16 protein-coding genes are annotated in these 17,938 nt (G+C 65.5%); 2 read left to right on the plus strand and 14 right to left on the minus strand.

Annotated features, from left to right (window positions below; genetic code table 11):
• Window positions 1–82 precede the first annotated feature (82 nt).
• Window positions 83–1,843, minus strand: a complete 1,761-nt coding sequence (arc, locus tag ON44_RS18390; protein WP_040691662.1) for a proteasome ATPase — start codon at window positions 1,841–1,843, stop codon at window positions 83–85.
• A gap of 179 nt (window positions 1,844–2,022) precedes the next feature.
• On the opposite strand from arc, the gene ON44_RS18395 reads away from it, so the two are divergent.
• Entirely contained in the window at window positions 2,023–2,544 is a 522-nt protein-coding gene (locus ON44_RS18395; protein WP_051182170.1) for a WKL family lipoprotein, read from the plus strand.
• 1 nt (window position 2,545) lies between these two features.
• On the opposite strand, the gene ON44_RS18400 is transcribed toward ON44_RS18395, so the two are convergent.
• Complete coding sequence (locus tag ON44_RS18400; protein ID WP_040691664.1) at window positions 2,546–3,379, minus strand: tRNA (adenine-N1)-methyltransferase; 834 nt, start codon at window positions 3,377–3,379, stop codon at window positions 2,546–2,548.
• Between the two features lie 80 nt (window positions 3,380–3,459).
• On the opposite strand from ON44_RS18400, the gene ON44_RS18405 reads away from it, so the two are divergent.
• Window positions 3,460–4,359: a RecB family exonuclease gene (locus ON44_RS18405; RefSeq protein WP_040691665.1), complete on the plus strand. Its 900-nt coding sequence runs from the start codon at window positions 3,460–3,462 to the stop codon at window positions 4,357–4,359.
• Between the two features lie 2 nt (window positions 4,360–4,361).
• Here the strand turns inward: ON44_RS18405 and ON44_RS50315 are convergent, their stop codons facing one another.
• From ON44_RS50315 to ON44_RS18460, 12 genes are all read right to left on the minus strand, one after another.
• Window positions 4,362–4,508, minus strand: a complete 147-nt coding sequence (locus ON44_RS50315) for a hypothetical protein (protein WP_157187211.1) — start codon at window positions 4,506–4,508, stop codon at window positions 4,362–4,364.
• A 300-nt stretch (window positions 4,509–4,808) separates the two neighbouring features.
• Window positions 4,809–5,972 (minus strand): YeiH family protein, encoded by a 1,164-nt coding sequence (locus ON44_RS18415; RefSeq protein ID WP_040691669.1) that lies wholly within the window; start codon window positions 5,970–5,972, stop codon window positions 4,809–4,811.
• The gene (locus tag ON44_RS53475) at window positions 5,972–6,106 is read right to left on the minus strand and encodes a hypothetical protein (protein ID WP_281005226.1); all 135 of its coding nucleotides are present in this window, start codon (window positions 6,104–6,106) and stop codon (window positions 5,972–5,974) included. Before ON44_RS53475 ends, ON44_RS18415 begins: the two co-directional genes overlap by 1 nt.
• Before the next feature lie 146 nt (window positions 6,107–6,252).
• Window positions 6,253–7,104: an ATP phosphoribosyltransferase gene (hisG, locus tag ON44_RS18420; RefSeq protein ID WP_040691671.1), complete on the minus strand. Its 852-nt coding sequence runs from the start codon at window positions 7,102–7,104 to the stop codon at window positions 6,253–6,255.
• Between the two features lie 122 nt (window positions 7,105–7,226).
• Complete coding sequence (locus ON44_RS18425) at window positions 7,227–7,508, minus strand: phosphoribosyl-ATP diphosphatase (RefSeq protein ID WP_174415078.1); 282 nt, start codon at window positions 7,506–7,508, stop codon at window positions 7,227–7,229.
• A gap of 158 nt (window positions 7,509–7,666) precedes the next feature.
• Window positions 7,667–8,992, minus strand: a complete 1,326-nt coding sequence (locus tag ON44_RS18430; RefSeq protein WP_169338076.1) for an RNA-guided endonuclease TnpB family protein — start codon at window positions 8,990–8,992, stop codon at window positions 7,667–7,669.
• A 117-nt stretch (window positions 8,993–9,109) separates the two neighbouring features.
• Window positions 9,110–10,921 (minus strand): choline/carnitine O-acyltransferase, encoded by a 1,812-nt coding sequence (locus ON44_RS18435; RefSeq protein WP_040691674.1) that lies wholly within the window; start codon window positions 10,919–10,921, stop codon window positions 9,110–9,112.
• On the minus strand, window positions 10,918–11,757 hold the full coding sequence (locus ON44_RS18440; RefSeq protein WP_083897967.1) for a class I SAM-dependent methyltransferase: 840 nt from the start codon (window positions 11,755–11,757) through the stop codon (window positions 10,918–10,920). Before ON44_RS18440 ends, ON44_RS18435 begins: the two co-directional genes overlap by 4 nt.
• A 10-nt stretch (window positions 11,758–11,767) precedes the next feature.
• Window positions 11,768–12,631, minus strand: a complete 864-nt coding sequence (locus ON44_RS18445; protein WP_040691675.1) for a HalD/BesD family halogenase — start codon at window positions 12,629–12,631, stop codon at window positions 11,768–11,770.
• A gap of 202 nt (window positions 12,632–12,833) precedes the next feature.
• Complete coding sequence (locus ON44_RS18450) at window positions 12,834–13,505, minus strand: HAD family hydrolase (protein ID WP_040691677.1); 672 nt, start codon at window positions 13,503–13,505, stop codon at window positions 12,834–12,836.
• 18 nt (window positions 13,506–13,523) lie between these two features.
• Window positions 13,524–15,191 carry a serine/threonine-protein kinase gene (locus ON44_RS18455; protein ID WP_040691678.1) on the minus strand — a complete coding sequence of 556 codons (1,668 nt, stop codon included), beginning with the start codon at window positions 15,189–15,191 and terminating at the stop codon, window positions 13,524–13,526.
• Window positions 15,192–15,616: 425 nt separating this feature from the next.
• Window positions 15,617–17,938 (minus strand): vitamin B12 dependent-methionine synthase activation domain-containing protein (locus ON44_RS18460; protein ID WP_040691680.1); only part of this gene is annotated, 2,322 nt, incomplete at its 5' end.

Consider the following 17,938-nt stretch of genomic DNA (forward strand, 5'->3'; position numbering starts at 1 on the left):
CACCTACCCCACGAGGATGACCCTCGAAAACGCCGAAGGGCCGCGCTCCCAGATGGAAGCGCGGCCCTCGACATCAGCCGATCTACAGGTACTGACCGGTATTCGACTCGGTGTCGATAGCGCGGCTGGCACTGGCGTTCTTGCCGGTGACCAAGGTGCGGATGTAGACGATGCGCTCGCCCTTCTTACCCGAAATGCGGGCCCAGTCATCGGGATTCGTGGTGTTGGGCAGGTCCTCGTTTTCGGAGAACTCGTCCACGATCGAATCGTAGAGATGCTGGATGCGCAAGCCAGGGTTGCCGGTATCGAGGACGGCCTTGATGGCGTACTTCTTGGAGCGGTCCACGATGTTCTGGATCATGGCGCCGGAGTTGAAGTCCTTGAAGTACAGGACTTCCTTGTCACCGTTGGCGTAGGTGACCTCCAGGAAGCGGTTGTCCTCGCTCTCGGCGTACATCCGGTCGACGACCCGTTCGATCATCGCGCGGATGCACAGGCTCTTGTCGCCACCGAACTCTTCGAGATCGTCGGCGTGCAGCGGCAGGTGCTCGGTCAGGTACTTCGAGAAGATGTCCTGCGCCGATTCGGCGTCCGGGCGCTCGATCTTGATCTTCACATCGAGACGTCCGGGCCGCAGGATCGCGGGGTCGATCATGTCCTCGCGGTTGGACGCACCGATCACGATGACATTCTCGAGACCCTCGACACCGTCGATCTCCGAGAGCAGCTGCGGCACGACCGTGGTCTCCACATCGGAGGACACGCCCGAACCACGGGTGCGGAAGATCGAATCCATCTCGTCGAAGAACACGATCACCGGCGTACCCTCGGATGCCTTCTCACGTGCCCGCTGGAAGATGATCCGGATGTGGCGCTCGGTCTCGCCCACGAACTTGTTCAGCAGCTCAGGGCCCTTGATGTTCAGGAAGAACGACTTGGCTTCCTTGGCATCCTCACCACGCGCCTCGGCGATCTTCTTCGCCAGCGAGTTGGCAACGGCCTTGGCGATCAACGTCTTACCGCAACCAGGCGGACCGTAGAGCAGCACACCCTTGGGCGGGCGCAGCGCGTATTCGCGGAACAGGTCCTTGTGCAGGAACGGCAATTCCACCGCATCGCGGATCTGCTCGATCTGCCGACCGAGACCGCCGATATCGCTGTAGTCGACATCGGGCACTTCCTCGAGTACGAGATCCTCGACCTCGGCCTTGGGAATCCGCTCGAAGGCGAAACCGGCCTTGGTGTCGACGAGCAGCGAATCTCCGGGCCGCAGCTTGCGGATCGGCGCATCGGGATCGTCGAGATCATCGACCTCGGCGACCTTGGCCAGCGGACCCGCCAACCACACCACGCGCTCCTCGTCGGCATGTCCGACGACCAGCGCCCGGCGTCCGTCGTCGAGGATCTCGCGCAGGGTCCCGATCTCACCGACGGCGTCGAAGATTCCGGCCTCTACGACCGTGAGCGCCTCGTTGAGACGAACGGTCTGACCGTATTCGAGGGTCGAGGTGTCGATATTGGGTGAACACGTCAACCGCATCTTGCGGCCCGAAGTGAACACGTCGACCGTCTGATCCTCGTACACACCGATCAGAATTCCGTACCCGCTCGGCGGCTGACCCAGCCGATCGACCTCCTCGCGCAAGGCCACCAGCTGCTGGCGCGCTTCCTTGAGGGTGTCCATCAGCTTGGTGTTGCGAATGGTCAGCGAATCGATGCGGGCTTCCAATTCCCGTGCGCGATCCGGCGAATCGGCAAGTTGCCTGCGGAGTGCAGCCGCTTCGGCGCGTACCGCCTCGAGCTCTCTCCAGGCCGCCGAATCCGAATTCTCGATGGGGCTCATGTGCTGCTCCTCCCAGTCCCGGTCTATTAACGCTACCGGGCGCGAACCGTTCTCGCTTTCCGACATGGTTTCGTCGTGATCACATCTGGGCTGCGGTCGACGGCGGATACACCATGTTAGCCTGCCCTAACCAGTCCCCGGCGACGCGCTTCGCCGACCGAACCGAAAGGTTGCTGACGATGCTCCTTCCCGCCAGGACGCTGCGTACGTCCATGGTTGTCGCCGCGGTGGCGATGGCCGCTACCGTCGGGCTCACCGGCTGCGGCTCCGACGACAAGTCCGATGCCAAGGCCACGAGTACCACTTCCGCCGCCGCGTCCACCAGCGCCGCAGGTCACGGCGACCACGGCAACGCCGCCGCACCCACCGCCGAAACGCTCACCGCCGTCCTGGATGCCCTTTCCGACCCGGCGAAACCCACCTCCGAGAAGACCAAGCTGATCGTCGACGGCGAAAAGCGCGCCGCCAATATCGACCAGATGAACCAGGCGCTCGGCAACTACGGCAAGCTCACCTACGCGGTCGCCGATATCACCACCAGCGGCAATTCCGCGACCGCCCAGGTGACCATCACCTCACCGCACGGCACCGCCCCCGCCATGCCCCTGACCTGGGAACATGTCGACGGCGCCTGGAAGCTCTCGGACGCCAGCGGCTGCCTGATGCTCGGCTTCGCGCAGGCGCCCTGCGTTCCGGCCTGATTCAGCCCTTCGACGGGCGACGCTGCGGCTTCGGGGTGACCGTGCCCTCGGCGAGCCGCCGCGCGCTGACCAGGAAGGCGGTGTGGCCCTGCATGCGATGTTCGGGCCGCACCGCCAGACCGACCACATGCCAGCCGCGCACCATCGACTCCCATGAGCGTGGCTCGGTCCAGCACTCCTGCTCGCGCAGCGCCTCGACCACTTTGGACAATTGTGTGACGGTCGCCACATAGACGATCAGCACACCGCCAGGGACCAGCGCTTTGGACACGGCGGGTAGCGCGTCCCACGGGGCGAGCATGTCCAGGACGACGCGATCGACCGGCGGGCCGTCGTAGGCGGCGACATCCGCGACAGTGATCGACCAGTTGTCCGGCCGCTCGCCGAAGAAGGTCTCCACATTGCGGATCGCGTGTTCGGCATGGTCCTCGCGGATCTCGTAGGAGACCACCTGGCCCTGCGGGCCGACCGCGCGCAGCAGCGAGCAAGTCAGCGCGCCGGAGCCCGCACCGGCCTCCAGTACGCGCGCGCCGGGGAACATATCGCCCTCGTGCACGATCTGAGCGGCGTCCTTGGGGTAGATGACCGCCGCACCGCGCGGCATGGAGAGCACGTAATCGATCAGCAACGGCCGCAACGCCAAATACGGTGTGCCATTGGTGGATTGCACGACACTGCCCTCATCGGCGCCGATCAGGTTGTCGTGTTTGATACCGCCGCGATGCGTGTGGAATTCCTTACCCGGTTCCAGCACCACGGTGTAGAGGCGCCCCTTGGCATCGGTCAGCTGTACCCGGTCCCCGATGGTGAATGGCCCGGTCCGTCTGGCCGTCATGTATCTCCGTTCGCTGGTCGTCGCTGCTGTCTGCACTGAGTGGCACCGGCGTGTCGGTGCGCCCGGATAGCCTGCCAGGTATGCATTCGCCGGTATCCACGCCCCCTGCCGACTCCGCGCGGGAGGTTCCACCCGACCGTCCGCGTCCGGCGCTGTCACCTTCGCGGGCAATGGATTTCAAGCAGTGCCCGCTGAAGTACCGATTCCGGGCCATCGATCGGATTCCGGAGCCGCCGACGCGGATCGCGGTGCGCGGCACGGTAGTGCACGCGGTGCTGGAGGATCTGTACGGACTGCCCGCCGGGGAACGCCGATTCGAACGGGCTGCCGAGCTTATCGAGCCTGCATGGGCCCGGGTGCTGGCCGAGAGACCGGAAAGCGCCGAAGTCGTCGCAGCGGACGGACTGGCGGGCTTTCTCGGCGAGGTGCGCGCCTTCGTCGAGACGTACTACCGGCTGGAGGATCCGACCGGGTTCGATCCGGAGTCGTGTGAGTCGCGGGTGGAGGTCGAACTCGACGACGGTGTGCTGTTGCGCGGGTTCGTCGACCGCATCGATGTCGCGTCGACCGGGGAGCTGCGCGTCGTCGATTACAAGACCGGCCGGGCGCCCGGACTCGCCCAGGAGACCAAGGCGCTGTTCCAGTTGAAGTTCTACGCGCTGGTGGTGCTGCGCACCCGCGGTATCCTGCCCACCCAATTGCGGCTGATTTACCTGGCCGACGAACAGATCCTCACCTATGCCCCCGACGAGGACGAACTGCTGCGCTTCGAACGCACTCTCTCCGCCCTGTGGCAGGCCATTCTGGCGGCCGGGCGGACCGGCGAATTCCTGCCGAGCACAAGCTGGCTGTGCGGACATTGCAGCTACAAGAGTCTGTGCCCCGCATTCGGCGGTACACCACCGGTCTATCCGGGCTGGCCGGACAGTGGCACCGGTGATTCACCGGACGAAACCTTCGCCGAAGCGGTCGCCGACTGAGCTCAGCCGAAGAGATTCAGCTCGAGGCCGTGCGAGCCGAGTGCGGCGAAAACGCCGATGAGCACAAGTACGCCGACGGCATCACCGATCACGATGAGCACATTGCGAATCCGCCACCACGACCCGACCGACTCGACACTCGGTTTCACTGGGTCCTCCCCTGTCCGTGCTCGAACGGCACCGCCCGTCCGAGGTGTTCTATAGTTGTTTCGCCCGACACGCCCCCAGTGTTGACGGCGAAGCATGAAGTTTTCGTGAGTTCGCTCGTGAACTGAACGCACACTTTGCCGCTGTGCCCACCCACCCCGCCGACTACGCAAGCTCCGTCGGCCGCCATCTCCCTGTGCTCACCCACCCCGCCCACTACGCAAGCTCCGTCGGCCGCCATCCCCTGCGATGCTCGCCGGGGTAACCGGCGAGCACCGAAACGGCAGGTTGCGGGTGCGGATCTAGGCGGTGAAGTTGTGGAACAGCAACACCGACAGGCCCAAGCCGACGGCCAGATTGAAGACGGCCGCGGATCCGAAGACCACGACCGGACGCCAGCCTGCCTCGCGCAGGCCGCGCAGCGAGAACTCCAGACCGATCGAGACGAATGCGAAGATCAGGAACCAGGTGCGCAGATCGTTGACGATCGCGATATGCGCCGCGCCGGTCTTCTTGTCCACCGACTGCAGATACAGCGTGCCGATGCCGGACGCGGCGACGAAGCCGATCACGAACTTCGGGAACCGCTCCCAGAACTGGCGCACCGACGGCCGTGCCGCACCGGGAATGCGTTCGACCCGGATCGTGAAGTACGCGGTCAGCGCAATGGCAACAATGCCGATGAGCGCATTCTGGGTGGTCTTCACGATGGTGGCGATCTGCAGCGCCTTCTCTCCCGCGATCGCACCGGAGGCCGCGACGGCCGCGGTGGTGTCGATATTGCCGCCGATCCACGCGCCCGCGACCGCATCGGAGAGATCGAAAACATCAGCGAGCCAAGGCAATACGAAGATCGACGGCAGCGCGAAGATGATCACCAGCGATGCCGCATACGCGATCTGCTCGCGTTTGGCCTGCACCGCACCCGCGGCCGCGATGGCGGCGCTGACACCGCAGATCGAGACGGCCGAGGACAGCAGAGCGCGCAACTTATCGTCGAGGCCGAGTCGACCGCCCAGCCACCACGTGAACCCGAAGACCGCGGTGATCAACAGCAGTGCCTGCACGATCGACGGGCCTGCCGCGGTCACCAGGATCTTCAGATTGATCGATGCGCCGAGCAGCACCACACCGGTCTTGATGAAGAATTCGGTGCGAAAACCAGCCGAAAGGCGTTCCCGGAGATCGAGTTTCGCGAGTACGACATTGCCGATCAGGCCGATGGCAATGGCGTACACCGGGAATTCGATCGACTTGGCGATCCGGTTGAACGGTGTACCGACGGCCCACTGCGGTACGTGGGTGTCGAAGTAGCGGGTCAGCGCGCCGAGTAGGACGACGGCCGCGATGCCGGCTCCGATCTCGGCTACCGTGGGGCGTGAAATCGACTGCAGTACAGCGGTCTCGGATCGGACTGCATCCTCATCAACTGCGTCCGTCTCGGTCCTGGCTTCGCTCTCCGACATCACGGCACCAACCAATCCGGGATTGCGCCGACCAGGACCAGGGCGATGAGAACCAGGCCGACAATGGCGGCCAGCCAGTCCTCATTCCATGCGAATGTGCTGCCCGAAGGTTTCGCGGGTGGTGTCTGCGACACGGTGGTACTCCTTGCATTTCCTCATCGAGGCCGCAACGTACCAATCAACCGCAGGTCAGCACACCGATTGCAATCGCCGTGAATCGATCACTCGCACAAAACAACTCGGCCCCGCCGAGCGACGGGGCCGAGTGGACGAAATCGGGTCAGAAGGCGCGACAGGACCGGATATCGAAGGCCAGGATCGCCTTCGCACCGAGTTCGGCGAGCTGGTCCATTACCTCATTGCCCTGCTTGCGCGGCACCATGGCGCGGATGGCGACCCAATTCGAATCGGCGAGCGGGGATACCGTCGGCGACTCGAGGCCGGGCGTGATCTTGACCGCCTCCTCCAGGAGCTCCTTCGGGCAGTCGTAGTCCAACATGATGTACTGCTGACCGAATACGACGCCCTGGACGCGCGCGATGAGCTGATTGCGGGCCCGTTCGTTCTGATCGGAGCCGGTGCGCTCGATGAGCACGCCCTCCGAATCGCACAGCGTTTCGCCGAAGGCGACCAGACTGTGCTGGCGCAGGGTGCGGCCCGAGCCGACCACATCGGCGATGGCATCGGCCACGCCGAGCTGGATCGAGATCTCGACCGCGCCGTCGAGGCGGATCACCTCGGCCTCGATGCCGCGGCGCTGCAGATCGCTCAGGACCAGGTTCGGGTACGAGGTCGCGATACGCTTGTCGTAGAGATCCTCGACCTTCCATTCGCGCCCGGCCGGTGCGGCGTATCGGAAGGTGGAGCGGCCGAAACCGAGTGCGAGCCGTTCCTGAACCGGCGCACCGGAATCCAGCGCCAGATCGCGGCCGGTGATGCCGAGGTCGAGCTCGCCGGAGCCGACGTAGATGGCGATGTCCTTGGGCCGCAGGAAGAAGAACTCGACCTGGTTGGCCGGATCGAGGACGGTCAGGTCGCGGGAATCGGTGCGCTTGCGGTAACCGGCCTCGGCGAGGATCGAGGTGGCCGATTCGGAAAGTGCGCCTTTGTTGGGGACTGCGACGCGCAGCATGGGAGGGTCCTTTCGGGGAGGTGAACTAGGGATCGACGTGGCGGCGCGAGCGACGGCCCCGGAGGCGGTAGCGGAGCGTAACCACGAAGGGGCCCGCGAGTGCCGCAAATTCAACACCGCCGTCACAGATGTCGGTACACGTCTTCCAGCTTCAGCCCGCGGCCCACCATCAGCACCTGGACCCAGTACAGCAGTTGCGAAATCTCCTCGGCGAGCGCCTCGTCGCCCTCGTGCTCGGCGGCCAACCAGATCTCGCCGGCCTCCTCGAGCACCTTCTTACCCTGGAAATGCACGCCCGCGTCCAATGCCGCCACGGTCCCGGACCCCTCGGGGCGGGTGACCGCACGATCTTGCAGCTCGGCGAACAGGGTTTCGAAGTTCTTCACGGTGAGCCATTGTTTCACAGCGCGTCTGAGAAACTCCCCGGGGGAAGTCGTCGACGCCGTCCTTCTCGGACGTCCGGTGCTCATCCCGGTGTGGGGTGGCGCCGGTTCCCACGTCATCCGGGCTGGTTTCACACAACCGGGTGGATGTGTCAGAGCCGTCCCGTCGGCGGGCGTTGTCAACCGGGGCTCGCGCTTCGGGCTCCCGAACTCGGGCACAGATCCAGATGCTCGCCCCGAGTAGCAAGATTGATCGCGGCATTGAGATCACGATCGAGTCGTATCCCGCAGCCACAGGTGAATATGCGGTCGGCCAGCGTCAACCCGACAGTGCGGGCTCCACAACGTGAACACAGCTGGCTAGATGGGAACCAGCGGTCGACTGTGACCACTTCTCCTCCACGCCAACCCTGTTTGTAGCGGAGTTGACGGGCGAACTCGCCCCACCCGGCGTCACCGATCGCACGGGCCAGACACCGGTTGCGGAGCATGCCCGCGATGTTCAGGTCCTCGATGATCAGCCGGTCGTGGGTCTTGACCAGCCGGTTCGACACCTGATGCAGAAAATACGCTCGAAGATTACGGATACGGTGATGATGCCGCGCCAACCGAGCTGCGGCCTCGCGCCGGTGACGGCTTCCCTTCCGTTTGCGGGTAACCGACCGGGCGAGACGGCGCTGCCGCGCCATCCCGGTTACCAGTGGTTTCGGTTGATCGGCGATCCGGTCTACCTCGACGCCGTCGCCTGTTGCGGCGACCAGGAACGCCGACAATCCCCGATCCACCCCCACCCAGCCGCCGCGGTCATCGCCGTCGCGCACTGGATGCCAGTGCGCGGGATGCAAGTCGGTGGCTTCGGTGGTGAGGCTGATCATCCACCGGCCCGCGCGATATGACACCGTCGCCGAAACGATCTTCGCCCGGCCCGCGGCGATCATCCGCCGCAATCGGCGCGTGTCCTCCCGCACCCGCACCGCGCCGATCACCGGCAAAGTTACCGACCGCGGATGATCATCACCGACCCGGATCATGGCCCTCCCACGCGGAGAGCTCTTGTTCCGCAACCGAAACGATGGGACCGTCGAGGTTTTCGATTTGAACTTCGGAAATCCCACCCGGCGTCCGGCGCGTTTTCCGATCCGTGAATCCCGCCACGCCACCAATCCTCGTCCGAGATCCACGGCGGCTTCCTCGAACACCTGCTGGCACACCTCATTTCGCCACCCGAGCCCGACCACAACCAGCGATGCCGTCCCCGACGAATCGACCGCAAACATCCGTCCGGCCTGCTCGGTCCTCTTCCACGCATTGAACCCATTGATGTGATCGAAACCGGTCCACGGCACACGCACATCCTGATTACGGCGACGACTCTGCAATGCTGCCTTCGTCATAGCCAGGCACTGGTTGAAAGCGAACCGTGCCGCACCAGCATGGCGCGACAGCAGTGATTGCTGCTCGACGGTCGGGTCGAGACAGAACCGGAAACTCGTAAACCGCCCCACCGCAACAGCATCGCACCAGCCACCGACACTGAACGGTCGTTGCCGGTCCCTGCGGTGTAACGCCATGCGTTCCCGTCGGCCCGGCAGGACCGGAGCGACGGGACGCATGGCAGCGGGTCAGGCCTCGGAGAGGAGGGCCTCCAGGTCGGCTACGGCGGTGCGCAGGTGGTCGGCGAAGGCGTACATCTCGTCGGCGACCGGTTTCGGAGTGGCCAGGTAGATGTTCCACCGGTCCGGCAGCAGGACGTAGGCGATGCCGATGCACTTCTGGCTGGTGGAGCCGAAACCGAAGTACCGGATATTGACCGACGGGGCCGAGCTGGTGCTCAGGTAATCGTCGCGCATGATCGTCCAGCCGGGACTGGTGTAGAGCGGGATCGGCTCGGTGACCCCGAGTTCGGCACCACGCCGCCGCTGGATCCACTCGAGTTCCCACAGATGCTGTTCGGGCGCATCTCCCGCCTGACACTGCTTGGCACGTTCGACATGCGCGCTCGCCGCGGTACGCGCGGCAGCGAGCCGGTCGGCCTGCGCGACCGCCGGATCCTGCATGGCATCGACGAAGGCCACCATCTCCGGTGTCACCACCCGCATGGCCTCGGTGCGACCGTTGCGGTACTGCCTGGTGGCAATGGATTCGTAGGTCGCGCCGGTCAATCCCTTGCTGCGCCGGTGCGCCAGCTGATAGCTGAGCTGTGCGAACGCATCCGGTGAAATGCCGAGCTGCTTGGCGTGGGCGGTGCCGAACTCGAAAGATACTGTCGCGGTAGCATTCTCGGCCGCATACCGGGCGAACGCCGCCCCAGCCGCCGCGACATCGGCGCGCTGGGCCGGATCGAGCACGAATTCGATCGGTTCGACCGGCGGCAACCCCTGCGGCTGCGCCCCGGCCCGTCCGGCGTGTTCGGCCGCCGGAGCCTGCAGCAGCGTGTCGACGAAGGACAGGATGGTGGTGCCGTCGAGACCGCAGTGTTCGATATTGATGCCGGCCTGACCATCGGCGAAGACGATGAACGATACCGACTTGTCGAACCAGCGGTTGGCACTGTCACCGTGCAGCAGCTGATCACAGGCATGCAGTTCGTCGCGCGGCGTGAAATCCTCCAGGCACAGACCGAACAGCGCGGTCTCGATGGTGTCCAAGGCCGCGACATTGGCGGGTTCGGCCAGCAATCCCTGTCGACTGACGGCCCATTCGGCCCGCGCCTTGGTGGTCAGGTGGCCGACGGCGGTATCGGTGCGGGCCGAGCGTGCCCCCGCCTTGAGCACCGCACGCAGTCCGTCGGAGAGATCCTCCAGCGAGTAGGGCACACCGTCCGGACCGATCACCTCCATCCGGAACATGCTGCCGCGGAAAAACACCACGATATGCCTGGCAGCCGACGGTCCGGGCCATTCGTCGCTGTAGGGCACCCGCACGGAATCCTGCGTCTCCCCCGGAATCCGGGTCTCGGAGAACAGGTACTTGTTCTGCCACATCGACAGCTGCTGTCCGCGCTGGGTGACCGGCGGGATGGCCTCGATATCGAGCGCCAGCTTGTAATCGACCGCGGCCGTGATGATTCCGGCCGCCCGCTCCACCTGCGACGCGCCGGTGGAGGCGGCCAGTGCGGTGTCATCGCGGAACAGGAAGAAGAAGTTGGCGTTCAATGCGATGCGATCGCGACGGCCCAGGTAGCGCGACGGCCAGAACAGATCCAGCCAGCTCCCGACACCGGGGGTGGCATCGTATTCGGCCAGTGCCGCGTGCAGCTTCCGGCCCGGACCATCGGGGCGAAGCAGGTCGGCGACCGCGGCTTCGGTGGTTGCGAATTCGTCGGCGGTCAGCAGTGGCGCACACCACTGCAGCAACCGCTCGCCGCTGTCCTCCAGCGTCGGCAGGGGCACCCTTGGCAGGTGGTCGTCGGCGGCGAAGGTGCGTTCGGTCAATGCGGGTCCTCGGGGTCGGCGTGTTTCGGTAACGGTCGCGAGATGTACAGGTTGGCAAGCAGCCAACCCGTGCTTTCCTGGCCAGCGGTATCGATTCCGTTGGCGGCCAAGGCATTGAGCACCTGGGTGCGTTCATTATCGGATGCGAACTTGCGTTGTTCGAACACCCCGGGGGCTCGCTCGGTGCGGTAGCCGAGCGCGGCCAACTCCGCGGCGATCGGTTCGAAACTGAACATGCGTAGTACAAAGTGTGCCATCCACGGCCGACGACGTGGGTGCGCAGTTGCCACCCGCGCCAGCGTCTTCTCGGTGACGTATCCGACGCAACCGGTCGAGATGACGATATCCGCGGCCGCCAGCGTACGGCGTTGCGCTTCGGTGGGGTCGGTGGCCTCGAGATCCGCGTGCACCGTGTCGTGCAGGAATCCGGCTTCCTGGGCGTAGGCCAGCGCCGGGCGGGCGGCATCCATGCCGATGAAGCGGACGCCGGGGAGCTGGTCGCGGGAGTTCAAGCGGGCCCGGTCGCGGGCGATGAGCGCGGCATGGTCGGCATCGTCCTCGGCGCCGCCGTAGTGATCGGCGAGTTCGCGCACGGTGGTGTCGAAGCGCAGCAGGGCCGCGTTGACGCCGTAGGAGCAACCGATATCGAGCACGGTCGGGGTGTCCACACGCGCGGAGGCTCGATATTCCCGAATCTGCTGCTGGAAGTACGGTTTCGCCAGTTCCGGTATGCGGTAATCCAATTCGGCCATCCGGGCGTAATAATCGCGCGGATCGGGACGGTCGTAGATATCGTCGAAGGAAGCTTTTCCGGTCGTATGTAACGGCACTGGCATGTCGTCCCTCTCAGTCGAGCAACCGATCGCCACGGACGGCGTCGGCCGCGGCGGCTAGGTGATCGGGCAGCACCCGCCCGAACAATTGGCGGGTACGTTCCACGGTGCCGATGACACCGGGCCGATCGGTATAGGCGAAAATCGCCGAATGCCGTGCGGCGCCGCCCTCGACCGGCGAAACCCGGTGCAGCGAGAAGCGGCCCTGGAACAGTTGCAGATCGCCGGGCCGCAGATCGAGGTGCCGGATCAGCTGCGCACCGGATCCGGTGAGCACATCCCGCACATCGTCGAGGTTCTCGGCGTGGGGTGAGCGAATGTTGGGGCAGTACTCGAAGATTCCACCGGTCTCGGCGGGCTGGGTCAACATACTGACGGTGAATTCATTGGTGTCGAAATGCCAGGGATGCGACATTCCGGGCGCTACCACATTCAGGCACAGTCCGGCCAAAGGGTCTGCGAATTCGTGCAATTCGGTCAGTCCGAAGCAGTCCGCGACGAAGCGTTGGAACACCGTATTGGTGTAGAGCCGGTGGATCAGGGCCTCGGCGGGGATACGGTCGCGCGGGACGAAGGCGTTACCGCGTTCCAGTACTATGCGGCCCGGATGGTCTTGCGGCAGTTCGGTATTCAGCGGAATATTGTAGGCGTTGACCCGCTCGACCTCGTAGTGCGCATCCGGGGCCATCGCCTCGCCCTGTGCACGCAAGGTGTCGATCAGCTCCGGACGAATGAACTCCCGCAGTACGGTGCAGCCACTTTCGGCAAGCTCCGCCCGCGCCCGCGCCACCGCTTCCCCCCACGCCGCGCCGGTCGGATCCCCCAGCGGATACCGTGCCGTATCGACGATCTCGTCCAGGACATCCGTCGCTGCCATGGCGTCATTTTGGTAGAGCAATCGGCGACACGCCCGGGATTCGGCAAAGTTGCCGGTGACTACGGTCACACCTATCAACTGCACGCACTTGCGTTGCGGCACAGTAACTCTCACTATGCCGAGGTCGGGAGTGTCGGCTCACAAACGGCGGGACTCGCGATCGTGTTCCGTCCCCGAAAGCACCCATGGTCGGGTGCGCGGTTCAACCTCTGACGCGTAACGCGTCGTCCAGATCCTGCAGGGTCAATCCCACCAACGACTTACGGAATACCCGCCCCGGCGCCGCCGAAACCGGTATCTCACACGGGATCACGATGACCGCACAGCCCGCAGCACCAGCCGCGGCGGCACCGGTCGGCGAATCCTCCAGTGCCACACAGTCTCGCGGGTGCACGCCGAGCAGTTCGGCGGCACGCACATAGATCTCGGGTTCGGGCTTGCCGTGCGCGACTTCGTCACCGCAGACCGAGACGTCGAAGAAATCGCGGCCGAGCGTATCCAATCCGAATTCCGTGAGCGACCGCTTGGTATTGGTGACCAATGCGGTCGCGAGGCCCGCGGTGCGTACCAACGAGAGCGCATCCTTCGCGCCGGGCCGCCATGGGATCGAGCCCGCCATCAATTCGGTCACCCGCCGCTCGATGAATTCACCGGCGGCCCGCACCGCCTCGGGTGTCGCCTCGATACCCAAACCATCGAAAATGAGCCGCAAGGCGTTCGGCCCGGACGCACCGATCAACGCGTGCCGCAGTTCATCGGTCATCTCGTGGCCGTGCGCACGCGCCAGTTCACGCACGGCGACATCCCACAGCTTCTCCGAATCGAGCAGGGTGCCGTCCATATCCCACAGCACCCCGGCAAGTCGCGCCGTCACCCGATTCCTCTCTCTTTCCTATACGCCCGAAGCGGCGATCAGCAATCGCCCGTTGTCCGACGCGACCTGGATCCATCGGTTCTCCGATGTGGTCGAGCCGTTCTTCAGGTTATAGGTAAGCGAAACGACCGCCCGGTTCTCACCGTTCGGTGTGACGCCGCCCACGCTCACCGAACGAACGGTGGACCAGAACTGTGAGTAGGAGCCGAAGCCACCGGTCTGGGCCTGGTACGACGGCGTCAGCTGAGACCACCCGCCCTGCACATTGCCCGGCAGCATCCCGTAGTAGCCGGAGACGAATTGCGAGATCCGATCCGGGGTGGCCGGACCGAACGGGGTGGTGGTGACGGTCGTCGGTGGTGCGGTGGTCGACGGCTTGGCCGACGGGCTCGGCGTCACCGTGGTGCTCGGCTGCGTAGTCGTCGCCGCCGTGGTCGTCGGCGCCTGCGGCTCGGGCTGACCCGGCTGGATCGCGATCGGTGACTCCGGTCCGGTCTCCGAACTGCTGGTCGCGGGTGTCGGCGTCGTCGAGCCGACCGCCGTACCGCCCTTGTCGTCGTTGTTCAGTGACGACACGACGACCGCGACCAGCACCAGCACCGCGACGGCGGCAGCCGCGGCGACGGCGATCAGTCGGCCACGACTCTGCTCACCGTCGCCGCCACCGCCGGGCAGGGTGCCGCCGGACTTCGGCGGCGCGGGCGGCGGTGCGACGGTGACGGCCGGTGCGGCGGGACCCGCCGCGAGCGGAACGACCTGCGTCGCGTCCTGCGCCGCGGCGCCCGACTTGTTCAGGACGGTGGTCGCATCCGCGCCGGGCGCGGGCAGCACCTTGGTCACCGTCGGTGTGGTCACCAGCGCCGGAGTCCGGCCCGCAGCAACTGCTTCCAGCGCCTCCTTGGCTTCGCGCATATTCGGGCGGCCGTCGATCGAGGCGGCCAGCAGCCGCATCAGCACCGGCCCGAGTTCCCCGGCATGCCGCGGCGGCGGAATCTGCGCCCGCGCTGCGGCGTGCAGGACCGCGAGGGCGTTATCACCCTCACCGAAGGGCGGACTGCCCTCGACCGCCGCATACAGCGTGGAGCCGAGTGCGAAGACATCCGAAGCCGGTTCCGGATTCTCGCCGCGCGCCACCTCCGGCGCGAGGTAGGCGGGGGTGCCCGCCAGGAATCCGGTCGCGGTCACCGTCACGTCGCCGACGGCGCGGGAGATGCCGAAGTCGGTGATCTTCACCGTGCCGTCGTCGCCGACGAGCAGGTTCGCCGGTTTCACATCCCGGTGCATGATGCCGGCATCGTGTGCGGCAGCCAGCGCGCCCGCGGCCTGGGCCCCGATGCGGGCCACCTCGGTCGGTGCGAGGGTCCGCTTGCCCGCCAGTTTCGCGGCCAGGCTCGGCGCGTTCATGTACTCCATGACCAGCCAGGGCTGGCCGTCCTCCTCGGCGACATCGAATACGGTGATCGCGTTGGGATGGTGTAGTCGCGCGGCGATGCGGCCCTCCCGCATGGCCCGCAGCTTGGCCTCGAGGGCCTGGGACCGGGACAGACCGGGCGCGAGCAGCAGCTGCTTCACGGCTACAGTGCGGCGCAGCCGGACGTCGGTGGCCCGCCACACCACACCCATGGCGCCGCTGCCGATCGGATCCGTCAGCCGATACCGTCCAGCGATCAACCGGTCCGCCGTCATGGTGTTGTGCCCCTCCTGCTTGCCCGCCGAGCCAATTCCGCACTCCGCGCGTAAGCGGAAATCTTCGAAAATGCTACGCGCCGAAGTCCTTTGCACCCGAATTGCCGCAGGACCTTCACATCCGCCGACTGCCCCGGATGCAGTTGCAACAGTTCCGACTTTGTCATACCCGACCGACATCCATCCACCAACGCGCGAACCTGGAGGCGATACCCCAGGTCAGAGGCGCGTGGCCGCCCGGATACGCCCGCGCGTCGCAAGCCCTCGTGTCGTCGGCGTCCGCATTCGATCTCACATATCACGAGGTAATCAAGGCCATCACCGCACCGGAAACGCACCGATCGAACCGATTCCGATGCGGTGAGAATCACAACGACCGGACCGGTCGGATAACGGATCCCGCCCGGAAACCGACTGGTCGGCGCTTACGCGTTGAAGTACTTGGCCTCCGGATGCAGCAACACGAACGCATCGGTCGACTGTTCCGGATGCAGTTGCAACTCCTCCGACAGTACGACGCCGATGCGGTCGGCCCCGAGCAGGTCGACCAATTTCGCCCGATCCTCCAGTTCCGGGCAGGCGCCGTAACCGAAGGAGTAGCGGGCGCCGCGGTAGCCGAGTTTGAAGTACTCCTGCACATCCGAAGGGTCGGAGTCGGCGATCGAATGCCCTTCCAGCACCAGCTCTTCGCGGACGCGGCGGTGCCAGTATTCGGCGAGCGCCTCGGTGAGCTGGACGCCGATGCCGTGCACCTCGAGGTAGTCGCGGTAGTTGTCCGCCGCGAACAGCTCATTGGCGAAGTCGGCGATCGGCTGCCCCATGGTGACCAATTGGAACGGCAGCACATCGACCTGACCGGTTTCGCGGGCGCGTTCGCGCGAGCGGATAAAGTCGGCGATGCACAGGAACCGGTCGCGCTGCTGGCGCGGGAAGGTGAACCGGTAGCGTTGCGGCGCATCGGGATTCGGGTCGGTCAGCACGATGACGTCATCGCCCTCGGAGACCGCGGGGAAGTATCCGTAGACCAGGGCCGCATGTTGCAGTACGCCTTCGGTGGACAGCCGGTCCAGCCAGTACCGCAGCCGCGGCCGACCCTCGGTCTCCACCAACTCCTCGTAGCTCGGGCCCTCACCGCCGCGCTGACCGCGCAGACCCCACTGGCCGAGGAATAGCGCGCGCTCGTCGAGCAGTCCCGAATACTCGTGCAGCGAAACGCCTTTTACCACTCGGGTGTCCCAGAACGGGGGCACCGCGACCGGCAGGTCCGCGGCGACATCGGAGCGCGCGGGCACCTCGATCGGCACCTCGGCCGCCTTGCGCTGTTCGGCGATCCGTTTGGAACGCTCGTGCCGCGCCTTGCGCTCGGCCGCCTTCTCGCGTTCCGCGATCGCCGCCGGGCTGTCCGGATCGATGCCGCCGCCGCGCTTGCGGGTCATGATGTCGTCCATCAGCCGCAGGCCCTCGAAGGCGTCGCGGGCGTAGTGCACATCGCCGTGGTAGACCTCGGTGAGATCGTTCTCGACGTAGGCGCGGGTCAGCGCCGCACCGCCGAGCAGCACGGGGAACTGGTCCGCGACACCCTTGGCGTTGAGCTCCTCCAGATTCTCCTTCATCACCACGGTCGACTTCACCAGCAGACCGGACATGCCGATCACATCGGCCTTCTTGTCGACGGCGGCGTCGAGAATGGTCGCGATCGGCTGCTTGATGCCGAGGTTGACGACCTCGTAGCCGTTGTTGGACAGGATGATGTCGACGAGATTCTTGCCGATATCGTGCACGTCGCCCTTGACGGTGGCCAGCACGATGCGCCCCTTACCGCTGTCGTCGGTGGCCTCCATATGCGGCTCGAGATAGGCGACCGCCGCCTTCATCACCTCGGCCGACTGCAGCACGAACGGCAGTTGCATCTGGCCGGAGCCGAATAGCTCACCGACCGTCTTCATGCCCGACAGCAGCGTCTCATTGATGATCCGCAGCGGCGGCACCTCGGTCATGGCGGCATCGAGATCGGCCTCCATCCCGGCCTTCTCCCCGTCGACGATCCGGCGTTCGAGCCGCTCGAACAGCGGCAGCGCCGCCAACTCCTCGGCGCGCGAGGCCCGCGACGACGAAGTCGACACACCCTCGAACAGCGACATGAGCTTCTGCAGCGGGTCGTAATCGTCACGACGGCGGTCGTAGACCAGGTCCAGTGCGGTCTCGCGCTGCTCCTCCGGAATGCGGGCGATCGGCAGGATCTTGGAGGCGTGCACGATGGCGGAATCCAGTCCGGCCTGCACGCATTCGTGCATGAATACCGAATTCAGCACCTGGCGCGCGGCGGGATTGAGGCCGAAGGAGATATTCGACAGACCGAGGGTGGTCTGCACCTCGGGATGCTTCTGCTTGAGCAGCCGGATGGCCTCGATGGTTTCGACGCCGTCGCGCCGCGACTCCTCCTGGCCGGTGCCCAGGGTGAAGGTCAGCGTGTCGATGATGATGTCGCTTTCGCGCAGACCCCAGTTGCCGGTGATATCGGCAATGAGCCGCTCGGCGATCTCCACCTTCTTCTCGGCCGTGCGGGCCTGGCCCACCTCATCGATGGTCAGCGCGACCACCGCCGCGCCGTGTTCGGCGACCAGCTTCATCGTCTGCTGGAACCGGGAGTCCGGACCGTCGCCGTCCTCGTAGTTCACCGAGTTGACGGCGCAGCGACCACCGAGATGTTCCAAACCGGCTTGCAGGACCGGGGTTTCGGTGGAGTC

The sequence above is a fragment of the Nocardia vinacea NBRC 16497 genome (assembly GCF_000308835.1).
Taxonomy (GTDB): domain Bacteria; phylum Actinomycetota; class Actinomycetes; order Mycobacteriales; family Mycobacteriaceae; genus Nocardia; species Nocardia vinacea.